The sequence below is a fragment of the Cryptosporangium arvum DSM 44712 genome (assembly GCF_000585375.1).
Lineage (GTDB): Bacteria > Actinomycetota > Actinomycetes > Mycobacteriales > Cryptosporangiaceae > Cryptosporangium > Cryptosporangium arvum.
The window spans coordinates 6,065,915-6,083,231 of record NZ_KK073874.1 but is presented as its reverse complement, the minus strand read 5'-3'; the positions used below and the strand labels follow the sequence as shown (position 1 = coordinate 6,083,231).

Annotated in this window: 18 protein-coding genes; 8 read left to right on the top strand and 10 right to left on the bottom strand. The window is 70.4% G+C overall.

Annotation, left to right across the window (positions count from 1 at the left end; translation table 11 throughout):
- The first annotated feature begins 100 nt into the window (after positions 1 to 100).
- Both CRYAR_RS27845 and CRYAR_RS27840 read left to right on the top strand, forming a co-directional pair.
- On the top strand, positions 101 to 586 hold the full coding sequence (locus CRYAR_RS27845; protein WP_035856341.1) for a glutathione peroxidase: 486 nt from the start codon (positions 101 to 103) through the stop codon (positions 584 to 586).
- 13 nt (positions 587 to 599) lie between these two features.
- Complete coding sequence (locus tag CRYAR_RS27840) at positions 600 to 1,166, top strand: TetR/AcrR family transcriptional regulator (protein WP_035856340.1); 567 nt, start codon at positions 600 to 602, stop codon at positions 1,164 to 1,166.
- 135 nt (positions 1,167 to 1,301) lie between these two features.
- Here CRYAR_RS27840 and CRYAR_RS27835 read toward each other — a convergent pair whose 3' ends face one another.
- From CRYAR_RS27835 to rfbB, 6 genes are all read right to left on the bottom strand, one after another.
- Positions 1,302 to 1,727 (bottom strand): DUF2304 domain-containing protein, encoded by a 426-nt coding sequence (locus tag CRYAR_RS27835; RefSeq protein WP_051571030.1) that lies wholly within the window; start codon positions 1,725 to 1,727, stop codon positions 1,302 to 1,304.
- A gap of 3 nt (positions 1,728 to 1,730) precedes the next feature.
- Positions 1,731 to 2,441, bottom strand: a complete 711-nt coding sequence (locus CRYAR_RS27830; RefSeq protein ID WP_051572217.1) for a glycosyltransferase — start codon at positions 2,439 to 2,441, stop codon at positions 1,731 to 1,733.
- Positions 2,442 to 2,581: 140 nt separating this feature from the next.
- Positions 2,582 to 3,604, bottom strand: a complete 1,023-nt coding sequence (locus tag CRYAR_RS27825; protein ID WP_035856339.1) for a glycosyltransferase family 2 protein — start codon at positions 3,602 to 3,604, stop codon at positions 2,582 to 2,584.
- Positions 3,588 to 4,913 (bottom strand): polysaccharide biosynthesis protein, encoded by a 1,326-nt coding sequence (locus CRYAR_RS27820; protein ID WP_035856337.1) that lies wholly within the window; start codon positions 4,911 to 4,913, stop codon positions 3,588 to 3,590. The genes CRYAR_RS27825 and CRYAR_RS27820 overlap by 17 nt, the downstream gene beginning before the upstream one ends.
- The gene (gene rfbD / locus CRYAR_RS27815) at positions 4,910 to 5,788 is read right to left on the bottom strand and encodes a dTDP-4-dehydrorhamnose reductase (RefSeq protein WP_035856335.1); all 879 of its coding nucleotides are present in this window, start codon (positions 5,786 to 5,788) and stop codon (positions 4,910 to 4,912) included. Before rfbD ends, CRYAR_RS27820 begins: the two co-directional genes overlap by 4 nt.
- Before the next feature lie 3 nt (positions 5,789 to 5,791).
- Positions 5,792 to 6,784, bottom strand: coding sequence for a dTDP-glucose 4,6-dehydratase (gene rfbB, locus CRYAR_RS27810; protein WP_035856333.1), 993 nt, complete (start codon positions 6,782 to 6,784; stop codon positions 5,792 to 5,794).
- A gap of 137 nt (positions 6,785 to 6,921) precedes the next feature.
- Here rfbB and CRYAR_RS47590 point away from each other — a divergent pair, with 137 nt between their 5' ends.
- Together CRYAR_RS47590 and rfbA are read left to right on the top strand one after the other, a co-directional pair.
- Positions 6,922 to 7,077, top strand: coding sequence for a hypothetical protein (locus CRYAR_RS47590; protein ID WP_157018125.1), 156 nt, complete (start codon positions 6,922 to 6,924; stop codon positions 7,075 to 7,077).
- A gap of 75 nt (positions 7,078 to 7,152) precedes the next feature.
- Entirely contained in the window at positions 7,153 to 8,016 is an 864-nt protein-coding gene (gene rfbA, locus CRYAR_RS27805; protein WP_035856332.1) for a glucose-1-phosphate thymidylyltransferase RfbA, read from the top strand.
- A gap of 9 nt (positions 8,017 to 8,025) precedes the next feature.
- Here rfbA and CRYAR_RS27800 read toward each other — a convergent pair whose 3' ends face one another.
- On the bottom strand, positions 8,026 to 9,618 hold the full coding sequence (locus tag CRYAR_RS27800; protein WP_035856331.1) for a methyl-accepting chemotaxis protein: 1,593 nt from the start codon (positions 9,616 to 9,618) through the stop codon (positions 8,026 to 8,028).
- Between the two features lie 121 nt (positions 9,619 to 9,739).
- Between CRYAR_RS27800 and CRYAR_RS27795 the strand changes: the two genes are divergently transcribed.
- The 3 genes from CRYAR_RS27795 (at position 9,740) to pafA (ending at position 12,453) form a co-directional block, all read left to right on the top strand.
- A complete protein-coding gene (locus CRYAR_RS27795; RefSeq protein WP_035856330.1) occupies positions 9,740 to 10,381 on the top strand; it encodes a class I SAM-dependent methyltransferase in 642 nt (213 codons plus the stop codon).
- A gap of 23 nt (positions 10,382 to 10,404) precedes the next feature.
- Positions 10,405 to 11,004: a dTDP-4-dehydrorhamnose 3,5-epimerase family protein gene (locus tag CRYAR_RS27790; RefSeq protein ID WP_035856329.1), complete on the top strand. Its 600-nt coding sequence runs from the start codon at positions 10,405 to 10,407 to the stop codon at positions 11,002 to 11,004.
- Between the two features lie 90 nt (positions 11,005 to 11,094).
- A complete protein-coding gene (gene pafA / locus CRYAR_RS27785; protein ID WP_035856327.1) occupies positions 11,095 to 12,453 on the top strand; it encodes a Pup--protein ligase in 1,359 nt (452 codons plus the stop codon).
- A 36-nt stretch (positions 12,454 to 12,489) separates the two neighbouring features.
- Here pafA and CRYAR_RS43745 read toward each other — a convergent pair whose 3' ends face one another.
- Entirely contained in the window at positions 12,490 to 13,098 is a 609-nt protein-coding gene (locus tag CRYAR_RS43745; protein WP_051571029.1) for a DUF4232 domain-containing protein, read from the bottom strand.
- 162 nt (positions 13,099 to 13,260) lie between these two features.
- Entirely contained in the window at positions 13,261 to 13,965 is a 705-nt protein-coding gene (locus tag CRYAR_RS46075) for a DUF4232 domain-containing protein (protein ID WP_084701022.1), read from the bottom strand.
- Between the two features lie 502 nt (positions 13,966 to 14,467).
- Between CRYAR_RS46075 and CRYAR_RS27765 the strand changes: the two genes are divergently transcribed.
- Complete coding sequence (locus CRYAR_RS27765; RefSeq protein ID WP_157018123.1) at positions 14,468 to 16,141, top strand: IPT/TIG domain-containing protein; 1,674 nt, start codon at positions 14,468 to 14,470, stop codon at positions 16,139 to 16,141.
- A 58-nt stretch (positions 16,142 to 16,199) separates the two neighbouring features.
- Here CRYAR_RS27765 and CRYAR_RS27760 read toward each other — a convergent pair whose 3' ends face one another.
- Positions 16,200 to 17,267: a DUF3866 family protein gene (locus tag CRYAR_RS27760; RefSeq protein WP_035856322.1), complete on the bottom strand. Its 1,068-nt coding sequence runs from the start codon at positions 17,265 to 17,267 to the stop codon at positions 16,200 to 16,202.
- Positions 17,268 to 17,317: the final 50 nt, after the last annotated feature.

The following is a 17,317-nucleotide window of genomic DNA, read 5'->3' as shown; positions in this document are numbered from 1 at the left end:
CGAACCTGAGCGGTGAGGAGATGATTGCCCGGAACCACACCCACGCTTCATGCATCGACGCATGCGCTCGATACCTGCCGTCCAGAGCTAATCTCCACCCATGGCGATCTACGACATCCCGCTGCGCACGCTCTCCGGCGAAGCGGCCAGCCTCCGGGACTACGCGGGGCAGACGCTGCTCCTGGTGAACGTGGCCTCCAAGTGCGGCCTCACCCCCCAGTACGAGGGCCTCGAGCGGCTGCAACAGAAGTACGCCGGCAAGAACTTCACCGTCCTCGGCTTCCCGTGCAACCAGTTCATGGGCCAGGAACCCGGCACCGCCGAGGAGATCCAGGAGTTCTGCTCGGCCACCTACGGCGTGACGTTCCCACTGTTCGAGAAGATCGAGGTCAACGGCGAGAACCGGCACCCGGTCTACGCCGAGCTCACGACGCACGCCGACGCCGAGGGCGAGGCCGGCGACGTCCAGTGGAACTTCGAGAAGTTCCTGGTCGACGCGGACGGCGCGGTCGTGCGCCGGTTCCGCCCGCAGACCGGGCCGGAAGCCCCGGAGATCGTGGACGCGATCGAGGGGCAGCTGCGCTAGTACTATCCGGGGCATGTCTCCGGTAACCGCCCGTCGCCCGCAGCGCGCGGACGCCCGCCGGAACTACGACCGGTTGCTCGACGCCGCCCGCGAAGCCGTCGCCCAGCACGGCGCCGAGGCTTCGCTCGACGACATCGCCCGCCGCGCCGGCGTCGGGTCGGGAACGCTCTACCGGCACTTCCCGACCCGGGCCGCGCTGCTCGAAGCGGTGTTCCACGAGCAGATCGACGAACTGTGCGCGCAGGCCGCCGCCCGGCTGGACGACCCCGACCCGGCCGCGGCGCTCGGCACGTGGCTCGAGGCCGTGCTGCGTCACTCGATCCGCAACCGGGGGATGGCCGCCGCGCTGCGCACCGAACGCACCGACAGCACCTGGTGTTACGCCACCATGCAGGACTCGGCCGGGCGCCTGCTGGCCCGCGCCCAGGCCGCCGGCGCGCTGCGCGCCGAGGTGCCGGTCAGCGATCTGCTGCGGCTCATCAACGGCTTGGCGCTGGCGAATGCCGATGCGTCCGACGCCGAGCGCAGCGCCGTCCGCATGCTCGGCTACGCCCTGGCCGGCATGCGCCCCCACAGCTGACCGGCCCCGAAGCCGGGCCGCCCCGAAGCTGGGCCGCCTTCCGAGCCGGGCCGCCCCGAGAACTGGCCGCCCCGAGAACTGGCCGCCCCGAGAACTGGCCGCCCCGAGAACTGGCCGCCCCGAGAACTGGCCGCCTTAGCGCTGGCCGCCTTCGGCCACCACGGCGGCCAGCATCGCCTCGTCCGCGTCGGGCTGGGCCGACGGGGTCAGCGGCAGACGGTGCTGGTTGAGGATCTCGGCGTCGCGCAGCGCCACCGCCCGCGCCAGCTCGGTGATCCGCCGTTCCATCTCCCGCGTGCGCAGGTAGAAGTTGATGACGACGAACACGAACGCGACGACGGTGGCGTACAGCACCAGGTCGGCACCGCGGCCGACGCCCACCTTGTGCGCGACCCAGGTGACGTCGTCCGGGCGGAGCACGGCGTACGCGGTGAAGATCAGGAACGCGATGAACGCGAGCCGCTTGCTGGCCTGCAGCCGCACGCCGTGCTGGCTACGGACGAAGTAGAAGAGCACCGCCACCACGGACAGCAGCAGCAGGAACTGGATGACGTTGACCATGACTCAGACGCCTCGGTGCCGCATGGAGAGCTCGAACAGGATGTTGACGCCATTGACCAGGGACTGGCCCTTGGCCCGCGAGTAGTCGGTGTAGAGGATCGTCACCGGGATCTCGGTGACACGCAGGTCCGAGCGGGCCAGCTTGCCGACGATCTCGGAAGCGTGCGCCATGCCGTTCATCCGGATGCGCAGCCCCTCGGCGGCCGGCCGGTTGAGCACCCGCAGCCCGTTGTGCGCGTCGGTGAGCTTCAGTTTGCGTGCCGTGGGGCTGAGCGCCACGACGGTCTTGAGCACGAACCGCTTCAGCCACGGCACGGTTTCCTTCGACTCCAGGAACCGTGAACCGAGCACCACGTCGGCCTGGCCGGAGCGCGCCACCTCCAGCATCCGCAGCGCGTCCTCGACGCGGTGCTGGCCGTCGGCGTCGAACGTCACGAAGTACTCGGCGCCCGGGCGGGACAGCGCGTACCGCAGGCCGGTCTCCAGCGAGGCGCCCTGACCCATGTTGATCGGGTGCTGGACGAGGTGGGCCCCGGTCGGCGCGATCGCCGCCGCCGAACCGTCCCGGCTCCCGTCGTCGACGCAGACGATGTTCGGGAACGTCCGGCGGGCGTGCTCGACGACGTCGGCGATGACCTGGGCCTCGTTGTAGACCGGGATCACCAGCCAGACGTCCTTGTTGTCGGGGACGTCGACCGGCGGCGCCTCGTGCAGGTCACCTTCGGCGACCGCGGGCGTTTCGACGCCGGTGCTCTCGGCCACCTCCGCGCTACTCAGCAGAGCCGGATCCTCGTCCGTCACGATGCTCTCGCCTTCGCTCTCGATTCCCACGGACTCTAATCGCGCGTCGCTACTCATACCCACCGGTGAGCGACCTTCCACCAGATCGTGACCAGACTGTTGACCGTGCCGGCCAAAGCTGGTACCGGAATGACCGAAGCGTCGACTTTCGTCGTCAGACGCCGCATCCAGACGCGGTCGGGAACCGTCGCTTCGGCACGCAGCTCCCGGCGACGGGCCCGGATGTGCCCGCGATGGCTCAGCAGCCACCGCCAGCCCTTCACCTTCGCCGGGAACCAGCCCTGCGACACCGCCATCAGCGTCATCGCGGCCTCCAGCCCGGCCAGCGGCAGCGCCAGCAGCACCAGCGCCTTACCGCTCCACAGCGTCGAGACGAACAGCAACCGGTTGCGCTCGACCAGGTACATCTTGAAGTCGTTGCGTGAGAACTCGTACCGGTGCACCGCGATGGCGTCCGGCACGTAGAGCACCCGGAGCCCGGTGCGCCAGGTGCGGATCGAGAGATCCGCGTCCTCGTGGTAGGCGAAGTACTCCTCGTCGAACCCGCCGAGCGCGTCCCAGTGCGCCTTCGGCACCACGACGCACGCGCCGGACGCCCCGGCGGTCTCGACCGGCTCGGTGAGCGTCTCCGGCTCACCCATCCGGCCCGACCACGACAACCCGAGCACGTGGATCGGGTTCGCGCCCGCGTTGAGCAGCGTCGGGTCCTCGGCGAGGCGCACGCTGGCCACCGCGATGCCGACGTCGGGCTTCGACGCCTCCTCGACCAGGCGGGCCATCGTCGTCGGCTCGACCACGGCGTCGCCGTTGACCAGGGCCAGGTACTCACCGGTCGCGGACCTCGCCCCCAGGTTGCAGCCGCCGGCGAACCCGGTGTTGATGCCCGGGCGCACCACGGTGACCCCGTCCAGCTTCTCCAGGATCTCGACGTCGTCGGTCGTGCAGCCGTTGTCGACGAGCACGACGTCGACCGCGACCTTCTCCGACGCCAGCAGCGCCTCGACCGCACGCTGCAGCCAGGGTTCGGCCTTGTAGGCCAGAACCACCGCGCTGACCCGCTCAGGCGGGTTGGACATCGCTGAACTCCTCACGCGCGGGGGCGGGGGCGGGCCGGAGCGCCCGGTACAGGACCGCGCCGAGCACGCCGATCGTCGCGGCGGCGCTGGCCAGCTGGGCGATCACGGCGTCGGTGACCGGCTCGAACGGCAACGCGAACGAGGCCGCGAACACGATCAGGCCGACCACCCAGCCGCCGGCGACCCAGCGGTGCCGGCCCAGTGCGAGCAGCGCCGGCTGGACGATCTGCACGGCCATGCCGGCGACGGTACCGACCATCAGCGCGGTGACCAGCGCGTCGGAACTGGTGAACGACGGGCCGAACGCGAGGCGCCCGAGCCAACCGCCGAGGACCGCGCTGACCAGCACCGCCAACGCACCGACGACGGCGACGAGCAGCAACGCCGGCCGGACCGCCCGGCGCAGCGCGCCCGGATCAGCCGAGGCCGCGGCCCGGGAGAACGACGGGAGGACCAGCGACTGCGCGCCCTGGAACACGAACAGCGGGATCCGGGCCAGCACCACCGCGGACGCGAACGCCGCGTTCGCGGCGTCGTTCTCCGACAGCGCGCTGACCACGACCGGCGCCGCGTTCGCGATCGCCAGCGACAGCCCCCAGGCCACGGTGAGCAGCCCGGTGCTGCGGACGAGCGGCCCGATCGGTTCCGGTGCGGCGTCCGTGGCGCTCGGGCCGCCGCGCAGGTCGCGGGTGAACCAACCCGCGGTCAGCACGACCGCCACCGCGGGTGCCACGCAGAACACCAGGCCGTACAGGCTCGACGCCCCGGCGACCGCCGCGCCGGCGAGCGCGAGCACGGCCAGCCCGACCGCGGCCACGAGCCGCACGGTGCCCTCGGTGCCCACCGAGGTGCCGTACCGGCCGAACGCGTGGCGCCCGCCGAAGTTGCCGCGGGTCACCGACACCACGGCGTAGGACGCGCTCGCGACCAGCAAGCCGGCCAGCAGCACCGTGTTGCCGTGCAGCACGTCGGGCAGCAGCACGGGGGAGAGCGCCAGCGTCACGACCGCGATGCCGGCGAAGAGACCGGCCGAGAGCAGCGCGAGCCGGCGTACGACCGGCCCGGGGTCCTCGCCGCGGGCCAGCCGCGTCGAGACGTTCCGGCTGGTCTCCTGCTCGACGGCCGCGAACAACCCGGGGCCGATGATGTTGACGAGCAGGTACACCGACGCGAGCGCCGAGTACGCGGCCTCGTCGAAGACCCGGCTGGCGACCGCGAGGAACAGGTACCCGGCGCCGCCGAGCACCAGGTACCCGGCGCCCACGGACGCGGCGCTCCCGAGGAGCGCGCGTAGCCGGGCCCACGTCACGAGGTGTGCGCCGCGTCGACGAGTTGGGCGAACGCCGGCCGCTTGAGCGCTTCTTCGAGCTGGTCGTGCCAGTGCGGCTGCACGGCCACCCCCGAGGCGGCCCAGCGGTCGTGCCCGAGCACGCTGTAGGCCGGCCGCTTCGCCGGGCGCGGGAACGCGTCGCTGGTGGTGGTCTCGACCCGGGCCGGATCCAGCCCGGCCAGCGAGTAGATCGCCTGCGTCAGCCCGTGCCAGGTGGTCTGCCCGCTCGCGGTGCCGTGGTAGACGCCCGGGGCCGCCCGGCCGTCCCGGGCGGCCTGCCCGAGCGCGACCAGCTGTGCGGCCAGCGCGGCCGTCCAGGTCGGCTGCCCGTGCTGGTCGTCGACCACGCTCACGGTGGGGCGCGCGGCGGCCAGCTTGAGCATCGTCGCCACGAAGTTGGTGCCGTTCTCGCCGTAGAGCCACGCGGTGCGCACGACGTAGCCGCGTTCGGGCAGCGCCGAGAGCACGGCCTGCTCGCCGGCCAGCTTGCTGCGCCCGTACGCGTTCACCGGGTCGGTGGGGGAGTCCTCGGGGCAGGGGGAGGACGCATCCCCCGGCAGCACGTAGTCCGTCGAGACCTGCAGCAGCGTGGCCCCGGTGGCGGCGCAGGCCTCGGCGAGGAACGCGACGCCGAACCCGTTCACCCGGGTCGCGGCGGCCTCGTCCGACTCGGCCGCGTCCACCGCGGTGTACGCGGCGGTGTTGACCACGACGTCGTGCCCGTCCACGGCGGCGCGGACGGCGTCGGGATCGGTGATGTCCAGCTCCGCGCGCGTCGCCGCCGTCGCGTCGGGCAGCAGCGAGCGGAGGTCGTGTCCGAGGGCGCCTCCGGCGCCGGTGATCAGCCAGCGCACGACTTACTTCTCCAGGGCTGCGCGCTGCTTGAGGGGCTCCCACCAGTCGCGCTGGTCGCGGTACCAGGCCACGGTCTCGGCCAGGCCTTTCTCGAACGGCACGGCGGGGGAGTAGCCCAGTTCGGTGTGGATCTTCGTGATGTCGACCGAGTACCGCCGGTCGTGGCCCTTGCGGTCCTCCACCGGGGTGACGAACGACTCCCAGTCCCGCCCGGTGGCGTCGAGCAGGAGCTGGGTGAGCTCGCGGTTGGTCAGCTCGGTGCCGCCGCCGATGTTGTAGACCTGGCCGGCCCGCCCGCCCCGCAGCGCCAGCTGGATACCCCGGCAGTGGTCGTCGACGTGCAGCCAGTCGCGCACGTTGCCGCCGTCGCCGTAGAGCGGCACCGGCTTGCCGTCCAGCAGGTTGGTGACGAACAGCGGGATGACCTTCTCCGGGAACTGGTACGGCCCGTAGTTGTTGCTGCACCGGGTCACCACGACGTCGACGTGGTGGGTGCGGAAGTAGGCGAGCGCCAGCAGGTCGCTGGCGGCCTTGGACGCCGAGTACGGCGAGTTGGGCGCCAGCGGGTCGGTCTCGGGCCAGGAGCCGAGCTCGATCGAGCCGTACACCTCGTCGGTGGAGACGTGCAGGAACCGGCCGGTGCCGTGGCGGTGCGCGGCCTCGAGCAGCGTCTGGGTGCCCAGCACGTTCGTGGTGACGAACTGCGCGGCACCGAGGATCGACCGGTCGACGTGCGACTCGGCGGCGAAGTGCACGACCGCGTCGTGCCCGGGCATCAGATCGTTCACCAGATCGACATCGGTGATGTCGCCCTTGACGAACGTGTACCGGGGGTGGTCGGCGACCGGGTCGAGGTTCGGCAGGTTCCCGGAGTAGGTGAGGGAGTCCAGCACCGTCACCGACCAGTCGTCCGCACCCGCGTATCCGCCGCTCAGGAGCGTGCGAACGTAATGCGATCCGATGAATCCGGCGCCGCCGGTGACAAGAATCCTCACGGGGACCGGAGTGTAGTCACCAGGGGCGACAGATCGTGAATCGCCGAGCCACGCATACGGCGGTCACTGCCGGGTATGTCCGTTCCATGACAACGTCATCCGATTTTCACAACCAGCCGGTCGGTGAAGGATCCGGATTGCCCCGCCCCGGTGACCCGTCGGCCGGCCGGACCGCCGAGGACGCCCACCGCGAGACGCAGGTGGCGCCGGGCACGCTCGGGGCCGCCGGCGCCGTCGCCGCCGGGGATCTCGGCGTCGACGCGATCCCCGAGCTCAATGGCGAGAAGGAGTAACGCGGCTCACGGCAGCCGGCGGAGGCGTCCGGCGGGGAACACGCGCGGTCACCCCGATCGCGTAGGCTTCCCGCCGTGCGCGGAATCCTCCTGGCCGGCGGCACAGGTTCACGCTTGTGGCCGATTACTCACGCGGTGTCGAAGCAGCTCATGCCTGTCTTCGACAAACCGATGGTGTACTACCCGCTCTCGACGCTGATGTACGCGGGTGTTCGTGAGGTCCTCGTGATCACGACACCGGGTGACGCGGCGCAGTTCGAGCGGTTGCTCGGCGACGGATCGCGCTGGGGCATGGACATCCAGTACGCGGTGCAGCCGTCTCCCGACGGCATCGCGCAGGCGTTCCTCATCGGTGAGCAGTTCATCGGTGACCAGCCGGTGGCGCTGGTGCTGGGTGACAACATCTTCCACGGGGCCGGCCTGGGCCGGCAGCTCTCGACCCACAACGGTCTGACCGGGGGTCGGGTCTTCGCCTATCCGGTCGCCAACCCCGAGGCCTACGGCGTCGTGGAGTTCGACGAGACCGGCACCGTGCTCTCCCTGGAGGAGAAGCCGGAGAAGCCGAAGAGCAAATATGTCGTACCGGGGCTGTACTTCTACGACAACCGGGTCGTGGAGATCACCAAGGGTCTGCAGCCCTCGGCCCGGGGCGAGCTGGAGATCACCGCGGTCAACCAGGCCTACCTCGACGAGCAGCAGCTCAAGGTCACGGTGCTCGATCGGGGCACCGCCTGGCTGGACACCGGGACGTTCACCTCGCTGGTGCAGGCCGCCGAGTACGTGCGGGTCATCGAGGAACGGCAGGGCTTCAAGATCGGCTGCGTCGAGGAGGTGGCCTGGCGACAGGGCTACATCGACGACGAGCAGCTGCGCGCCCTGGCCGAGCCGCTGCGCAAGTCCGGCTACGGCGACTACCTGATCGAGCTACTCGGTTCCTAGCCGAGGCGCCTAGTAGCGGAACGTGCCGATCGCGGCACGCAGCTGCTCCGACGCGACGTCCAGCTCACCGGCCGCCGTCCGGGTGGCCCGGGCCGCGCCCTCGGTCGCCTGGGTGAGCTGGGCGACCTGGCTCAGCTGACCGCTGATCTCCCCGGTGCCCCCGGCGACCCGGTCGAGGTCGCCGGTCATGCCGGCCGTCGTCGCGCTCTGCTCCTCGACGGCCGAGGCGATCGTCGTCTGGTAGTCGTTGATCTTGCCGATGATCTCGCTGATGCTCGCGATCGCGTCGGCGGCGCTGCGGGTGTCCTGCTGGATCGCGTCGATCCGGCGGCCGATCTCGTCGGTCGCCTTCGCGGTCTCCTGCGCGAGGTCCTTCACCTCGCCGGCGACGACCGCGAACCCCTTGCCGCTCTCGCCCGCGCGGGCCGCCTCGATCGTTGCGTTGAGCGCGAGCAGGTTCGTCTGCTCGGCGATCGCGGTGATGGCCTTGAGTACGCTGCCGATCTCGCTGGAGGAGTTGCCGAGGCGCACCATGACCTGCTGGGTCGCCGCGGCCGACTCCACCGCCTGATTGGCCACCGTGGCGGCGTCCGACGCGTTGACCGAGATCTCGCGGATCGCCGCGCCCATCTCCTGGGCACCGCCGGCCACCGCCTGCACGCCACCGGTCACCTCGCCGGCCGCGGTGTCCAGCGCCGACACCTGCTGGCTGGCCCGGTCGGCGTTCTCGGTGAGCTCCTGGCTGGCGCCCTGCAGCGACGCCGCGCTGCGGGAGAGCCCGACGCTGGTCTCGGCGAGCGTGAGGATCGTGGTCCGCATCCGCTCCGCCGCCTGGTGCACCGCGCGGGACATCTCACCGATCTCGTTCGGTGCCTCGTCCACCGGACGCTGCGCGAGGTCACCCTCGGAGATCGCGCGGAGCTGATCGCGGAGCGCGTGGACGCGGCGGACCATGGATCCCGCTGCGGCCAGCGCCAGGCTCGCGGTGAGCGCGATGCCGAGGCACAACACCACGAGGATCATGATCCGGGCGTTCCCGGCCGTGCTCTTCGCGTCGGCAGCCGCGGCGGCGGCGTCCTCGGTCAGCAGCGACTTGGCTTTGTCGAGGGCCTCGATCGCCACGGCGGTCTGCGGGTTCAGCTTCTCGGACCGGAACGTCTGCCACTCGGCCAGGCGCCCGGCGGCCTTCAGCGCCGTCGACTGCTTCCGTAGCTCCAGGTACACGCCCCAGGCCTCGGTGAATTTCGCGAAGGCCGCCTTCTCGGCCGGCGATGCGGCCGACCGCTGGAAGTCCGCGATGTAGCCGTCGAGGGCGTCCAGCTGCTCGCTGGTGATCGTCTTGTACTTCGCCTCGCTCGCCGCGTCGGTGGCGGTCGTGGCGGAGAGACTGGCCCACCGGAAGTGCCAGACGGTCTGCTGTACCTCACCGATGACCCTCAGCGGCTCGACCGATTGACTGTGGATCGCTTTGGCCCGGTCCGCGATCCGGTTCATCTGCACGAGGCTCACGCCACCGATGGCTGCGGCCGCGAGAAGTGCGACGGCGGCGGTGACGACCATGTTGCTGCGAATGCTCATCCGGTGGATCGAGGCAATGGCCATCGTGCCCCCCTTTTCACAGTCCCGCGAGTTTTGCTGCTCTATCGGCGGCTACCCATCCAGGTTGAGGGTCCCGGGGGCGCGGGACCCTCGTGTCCACCGGGCGATAGGGTGCCGGGGTCACATGGCTCGACCAGAGAGGGTGACCGTGGCCACCAACGACGGTCCGGGAACCGCCGGAGCGGACTACGCCGAGCGGCTCCAGCGGCTGGAAACCGCGCGCTGGAAGCAGGTGCTCAACGTCCAGGCCCCGTACCGGTGGAACCTGCGCCGGCTCCGGCTCGGCCGCACGCTCGACGTCGGCTGCGGCATCGGGCGTAACCTGTCGCACCTCGCCGACGGCAAGAACCCGGCGCCGGTCGGGGTCGACCACAACGCCACGTCGATCGAGATCGCCCGGCAGCGCGGGTTCACCGCGTACACGGTGGACGAGTTCCACGCCTCCGCGGACGCCAAGCCCGACTCGTTCGACGCGATCCTCGCGTCCCACCTGGTCGAGCACCTGCTGGAGCCCGAGGCCAAGGCCGTCGTCGAGTCCTACCTGCCGTACCTGCGCTCCGGTGGGCGCATCGTCTTCATCACCCCGCAGGAAAAGGGCTACACCACCGACGCGACCCACGTCCGCTTCAGCGGTTTCGACGAGGTCTCGGCGCTGGCGAAGGACGTCGGCCTGTCGGTGGAGAAGACGTATTCGTTCCCGTTTCCGCGGTTCGCGGGCAAGTTCTTCGCCTACAACGAGTTCGTGACCGTGGGCCGCAAGCCCTGAGCCCGGGCCGCTACGGTGGCCGCGTGAAGATTCGACCCCTGAGCATCGACGGCGCGTGGGAGATCACGCCGGTCCAGCACGGCGACCCGCGTGGTCTGTTCACCGAGTGGTACCGGTTCGACCATCTGGCCGAGGCGGTGGGGCATCCGCTGCGGCTCGCGCAGGGCAACCTCTCGGTGTCGGCGCGGGGTGTCGTGCGGGGGATCCACTTCGCCGACGTGCCGCCGAGCCAGGCCAAGTACGTCACGTGCGTGCGCGGTGCCGTGGTCGACGTCATCGTCGACCTGCGGGTGGGTTCGCCGACCTACGGTCAGCACGAGATGGTTCGCCTCGACGAGACCGACCGGCGCGCGGTGTACATCGCGGAGGGGCTCGGGCACGGGTTCTGCGCGTTGAGCGACGACGCCACGCTGACCTACCTGTGCTCGGAGCCGTTCGCACCCGCGCGCGAACACGCGATCCACCCGCTGGACCCGGATCTGGGCATCGACTGGCCGGCGTCCGAGCCGCAGTTGTCGGCGAAGGACGCGGCCGCTCCGTCGCTGGCGTCCGCGCTCGCGGACGGATCGCTGCCCAACTACGAAGAGTGCAAGCGCTACTACGCGTTGCTGAACCAGGGCTGAACCGAAACGGAGAGCGACTGTCCTACGGGGCAAATCGGGCACGCTCGCTGTTGCCGGGTGCGGGCGTGCCACGACGGCTAATGTTCAATCATGGAGCGGCGGATCTTCGGTCTCGAGACCGAGTACGGAGTCACGTGTACGTTCCGGGGCCAGCGGCGTCTCTCGCCTGACGAGGTGGCGCGGTATTTGTTCCGGCGCGTGGTGTCGTGGGGCCGGTCGAGCAATGTCTTTCTCCGCAACGGTGCCCGGTTGTATCTCGACGTGGGCTCCCACCCCGAGTACGCCACCCCGGAGTGTGACTCGGTCGCCGACCTGGTCACGCACGACCGGGCCGGCGAGCGCATCCTCGAAGGTCTGCTCGTCGACGCCGAGCGCCGGCTGCGTGACGAGGGCATTGCCGGGGACATCTACCTGTTCAAGAACAACACCGACTCGGCCGGCAACTCGTACGGGTGCCACGAGAACTACCTGGTCTCGCGGCACGGTGAGTTCGCACGCCTGGCCGACGTGCTGATCCCGTTCCTCGTCACCCGTCAGCTCATCTGCGGCGCCGGCAAGGTGCTGCAGACGCCGCGCGGCGCGGTGTACTGCCTTTCGCAGCGCGCCGAGCACATCTGGGAGGGCGTCTCGTCGGCGACCACCCGGTCGCGCCCGATCATCAACACCCGCGACGAGCCGCACGCCGACGCCGAGCGCTTCCGCCGGCTGCACGTCATCGTCGGTGACTCGAACATGAACGAGGTCACGACGCTGCTCAAGGTGGGCGCGGCCGACATCGTGCTGCGCATGATCGAGGCCGGCGTCACGATGAAGGACCTCACGCTCGAGAACCCGATCCGGGCGATCCGCGAGGTGTCGCACGACATCACCGGCCGGCGCACCGTGCGCCTGGCCAACGGCAAGGAAATCAGCGCGCTCGACATCCAGATGGAGTACCACTCCAAGGCCTCGGAGTTCGTCGAGCGCTACGGCGGCGGGCCGGCCGCGCGTCGCATCATCGACCTGTGGGGCCGCGTGCTCAAGGCCGTCGAGGGCGACGACCTGGCGTCGGTGGAACGCGAGATCGACTGGGTCACCAAGCTCAAGCTGATCGAGCGCTACTCCGAGCGGCACGGACTGTCGATGTCGAGCCCGCGGGTCGCCCAGCTCGACCTGGCCTACCACGACATCCGGCGCGGCCGGGGCGTGTTCCAGGTGATGGAGAAGCGCGGCGCGGTCGAACGCACCACACGCGACCTGGACGTGTTCGCGGCCAAGTCGGTGCCGCCGCAGACCACGCGGGCCCGCCTGCGCGGCGAGTTCATCCGTAAAGCGCAGGAGCGCCGGCGCGACTTCACCGTGGACTGGGTGCACCTGAAGCTGAACGACCAGGCCCAGCGCACGGTGCTCTGCAAGGACCCGTTCCGCTCGGTCGACGAGCGCGTCGACCGACTGATCGCGAGCATGTGAGCCTGATCGGCCCGCGCCGCAGCCGGCGCGGGCCGATCACCAGCTGATGATGTCCGTGGTGGTGGGCTGGAGCGAGCCGACCAGGATCGCGCTCACCGGAAACCCCTTCTGCTCGACGGTCGAGAACCCGCTGAGCTCGGCCGCCACGGTGCCCGACCCCGGCGCCCCGACCCGGAACCCGTCGCCGCTCTTGCACCCGGTCGCCGTCGGCGCGCACCCACGCCACTGCAGCCCCGCGAACGCGGTCCGCTGCGGCTGAAGCGCCATCCCGACCGGTTTGCGCGGCTTGTTGACGTTCGTCGCCGGCACACCGAGCAGCGCCCCGGCCTTCGTGAGCCCGACCGCAGGCCACCCACTGAGCGCGCAAGTCTTCGTACCGGTGTTCCGGAGCGCGATCAGCCCCACGCCGGGCGCGTTCTTGCTCGTCCCGAGCTGACGGATCACGCGGACGTTGAGCCCCGCGGTCTTGCACGGCGCGAGGTTGCCCGGCGCCGGCGGCGGCGCCTGAGTGGCCGGTGTGGGCGGCGAGGTAGGCCCGAGCGAGGGCGGCGCGGTGGTGAGGACCGGCTCGAGCGGCTGCGAGCGCGCCTGCTCCTCCTCGTCGGCGGGCGTGGTGAAGGGCGCGACGCCACCGGGCGGCCGCACGTTGGGCGTGCCAGAATCCCCGGATCCGCCGCAGCCACTCGCGGCACAGAGCGTCAGGATCAGCCCGCTTCCCACGACGAAACAACGGCGCACGACGATCTCCTGACTACCAGCTCACAGTGTTCGCGGTTCCGGATCGGATGGTTCCGAGGCTGATGCGGCCTACCAGTTGACGATGTCCTGCGTGGATGGCTGGAAAGGGCTGATCTGCGGGGCCTCCATGGCAATCGACTTCCCGCCTGCGGAGAGGCCGATCAACGTGGCTCGGTCGGCCGACTTGGTGCCCGGAGGCGTCACCTCGATCCGGGTGCCGGTCAGGCAGGTCGGCGCCGGCGGAGAGCAAGCACGCCATCGCAGGCCGGCGAACGCGCTCCGCCCCGGTGGCACGCCGACCAGGTTCGGCGGTGCCGGCTGAAGCACCTTTTCCGCTCGCAGCGGCGCGGACTTGTCGCCGTCGGCGAGACGCAACGCCGCCCAGCCCTCGACCGTGCATCCCCGGTTGGAAACGTTCGTCAGGGTGACGAGCGCGGATGCCTGGGTGCCGCCCTCGCGGCTCGCCTGGCGGATCACCCGGGTGGTCAACTGGTTCGACGTGCACGGTCCCGAATCCGACGGCACGGCCCGTCCGGTACCAGCGGCCACCGGAGCCTCCGGTGCGTCGGGTGCGGCTTCGGTGGGTGCGGCCGTGCTTCCGGCGGAGGTCGGGACTGACGTCGGCACCGGGGACAGTGCCGCCGCGGTGGACGACGGATTCGGCGATTCCGTCGACGGTGAGTCGTCGTCCGACCCACACGCGCCGACGCAGCCGGTGAGCAGCACCCCGGCGACGGCCAGCCGCAGACTCGCGCTCGCGCGGCGATTCACCATCCGGCTCCTCCCGATGCTCGAACTCGTTCCTCCAGGTACCGATCGATGACCAGATTGCACCAAAATCGTCTACTGGGTACTAGGCGCGCCGTGAGCAAGACTCGCGGGGGCGATAGAGGGCAATATCCGTGCGAATCGGTCGCATCGGGCTCTCGTATGTGCGGCTTACATACGTTATTGTCCGAAACGCGTATCGATGAGCTTTTTCTCGCACGTGGATCGGCTGTCCGATTCGGTCCAGGTGCCGTGCCTCGACGGAGAACCCATGTCTCACGGTGGACGACGTGCTGTCACGAGGCGTTCGTGACGGCCGATCCGGTCTGCGCGGAAGACCAGGGCCGGCTCGAACCGGCGGGCATGTCGCGTTCGGTCAGCGGGTGTCGTCGACAACCGGCCGCGGCGGACATCGTGCTGCGCGACTTAAGCAGGACGTAGTCACACGGCTCGTCGAGCGGGCCGGCGTCCGACGCCGGGGTTTCGGTTCGAGCGTCCCTACCGCGCTGTGCGATGTGCGCCGCGGTCGGTTGAGCAGGCAATCGAAGGGGCCGCGATCGCCCCTGGTATTAGGAGGAAACGCATTCAGATGGGCAGACAAACTACCCGCAGAGCGCTTTGGCCCGCCGTGGTCGGCACTACTGCTCTCGTCGCCACCGCCGCGCTCGTGAGCGTCGGGAACCCGGCCGAGGCCATCGTCACCGCCACCGCGACGCCCTCCAGCGGCGCTGCCGGGGCGATCATCAGCATCAACGCGCCGGCGAACACCTTCCGGTCGGGCACGACCCTGAACGTCGCCAACACGAACGGCGCGATCGACGCCAACGCGGTGCAGTTCGTGACCGGGGCTTGCCCGACCACGGCGCAGGCCATCCCGGCCGTGAGCCGGTCGGTCTCCGACGGTGTCATCGCTACCAGCACCTCCCTGGTGTCGGCCACGGCGAACTTCGTCAGCTCCGACGTCGGACGCGTGGTCGCCGGTACCGGTATTGCGCCGGGGACCACGATCTCGACGGTCACGAACGCGACCACCGTCGTCCTCTCGACCGCGACCACGGCATCGGCCAGCAGCGTGACCGTGCTGATCGGCGCCCGTCGAGTCACCGACCTGGTCACGACCAACGGCAGCAAGAACATCTCGTCGGCCTCCGCGGCGTTCAGCCCCGCCGACATCGGGTCGACGGTCTACTCGACGAACGTCGCGACGACGATCGCTTCGGTCACCAGCCCGACGACCGCGGTGCTGACGGCCAACGCGTCCGGGACCGGGACGGCGCAGACCGCGACCATCGGCACCCTGTCGGCGCCGTACGGCCTGCCGGGCAGCTCGGTCACCGTGGTGAGCAGTTCGAAGCTGGTCATCACGGCGCCGGCCTCGATGCAGTCGGTACCGGCCGGTACGCAGTACAACATCTGCGTCTGGGATGACGGCGACGGCGCTGCGGCCAACACGCTGACGACGGCTCCGTACAAGGTCTACGCGGCGCCGACCATCACGTCGGTGACCTCGACCTCCGGCCCGTCGCTCGGCGGCGGATCGATCACGATCCGGGGAACGAACCTGACCGCGGCCACGACGGTCAAGATCGGCGGCGTGGCGCTGGTGAACCCGACCGTGAGCACGGCGAACCAGACGATCACCGGTCTCGTTCCCTCCAACGCGCCGGGTAACGCGAACATCGTCCTGTCCAACGAGGGCGGCTCGGTCACCTACACCGAGAGCAACGTGGTCAAGCCGTACGTGTACTACGACGCGATTTCGGTCTCGCCGAACTCGGTCACCTCGACCGGCAGCACGATCCTGGACATCTACGGCGGAGGGCTGGACCAGTTCGTCTTCACAGTGTCCGGCGACGACCACATCATGCTGGTCCAGGGCACCGCCGACCCCACGAACACGACACCGACCAAGCTCTTCGACGTGGGCGCGAACGCGGGCGCGGCGAACTCCAAGGCGGCTGAGTGCACCAACGTGGTCGCGCTGTCGGAGACCGAGGTGATCTGCACCCTGAACGCGGGCGCCTCCGCGTCGACCAACCCGGCGGCGATCTCGACCTCCCCGGCCACGACTCGCCTGCCCGAAGGGTCGTACCAGGTCGTCATCGTCGACGACGACGACACTGCGCCGACCCGGCAGACGATCATCACGAGCGGCTCGGCGTTCACCGTCGCACCGTTCTGATCTGACCAGGTGAGCATCCCGGCCCGGGTCGCTACGGCGGCCCGGGCCGGGCCGTGTCCTACCCGAGGCTCGCCGCGTGACGGCCGGCTGCCGCGGCCGCCTCGAAGTAGACGCGGTCCTCGTCCAAGCCCCGCCCCATCGACGACAGCTTCACCGGAAGCGCCCGCAACCCCTCCTCCAACCCCTCGATCGGCACCCGCACCACCCGGTGCCGATCGGGCAGACCGGCCAGCTGTTCCTCGATCCGCGACGCCAGCGCGGCCGGCAACGGATCGGGCACCACCAGTTCCGCCGGCGCGAGCGCCACCCGCCCGTACGCCGTCAACGAATGATGCGACACCCCCACATGCCGCTCCCGCGCATCCCCGGACGAGATCCGCAGCGACCCCACCGCGCGCCCTCCGAGCACCGAAACGGCGTTCACCGTCTCGCCCACCGCCACCCCCGAGAACCCCCACGGCGTCCCCGTTCCGAGATTCCCCGGCCCCTGCGTCACCACGACCACGTCCGCCGCAAGCACGTGCCGCGCCGCCAGCAACCCGGTGTGCAGCGTCACCGCCTCCAGGTCACCCCCGAACGCCTGACCCACCGTCACGGTGCCGGCCAGCAACCCGGCCTCGCGCAACGAAGCCACCGTCCGGGAGAACCACAGCGGCAGCGCGCCCCCGTCGGTCATCACGTACACCACGCGCCTACCCGGACCCACGCCGGCGACGATCGCCGGCAGCGCCGAGTGCAGGTCGGCCACCACGACCGGCATCCCGTCCAGCGAGACGTCCGAGGCCAGCAGCGCGTGGTGCGGCGAGTCCTGCTCGTCCACGCCCAGCACCGTCACCTGCTGCGGTGTGTACCGCCCCTTCACCATGTGGCCCGGCCCGTCGAGCACGTCGGGGTCCGGTGGCAGTCGGTCCGGCAGGGCGACGACCAGCGCATATCCTCCGGTTCCGAGCCCGAGCGACAACGCTGTCGTGTTCAGGAGCACCGTGTCGCCCTCGACCGGTGACCCCACCAGCGCCGGATAGGCCAGCGCCCGGATCTCCACCGAATCGACGACCACGGTCAGCTCGACCGCCCCGTCCCAACTCCGCCCGACCGACGAAACAACCCCGCGCCGCCACCGAATCACGCCGCACACGGTAACGGGAGAACTCATCAACAGGCGGCCGGGCCGCGCCA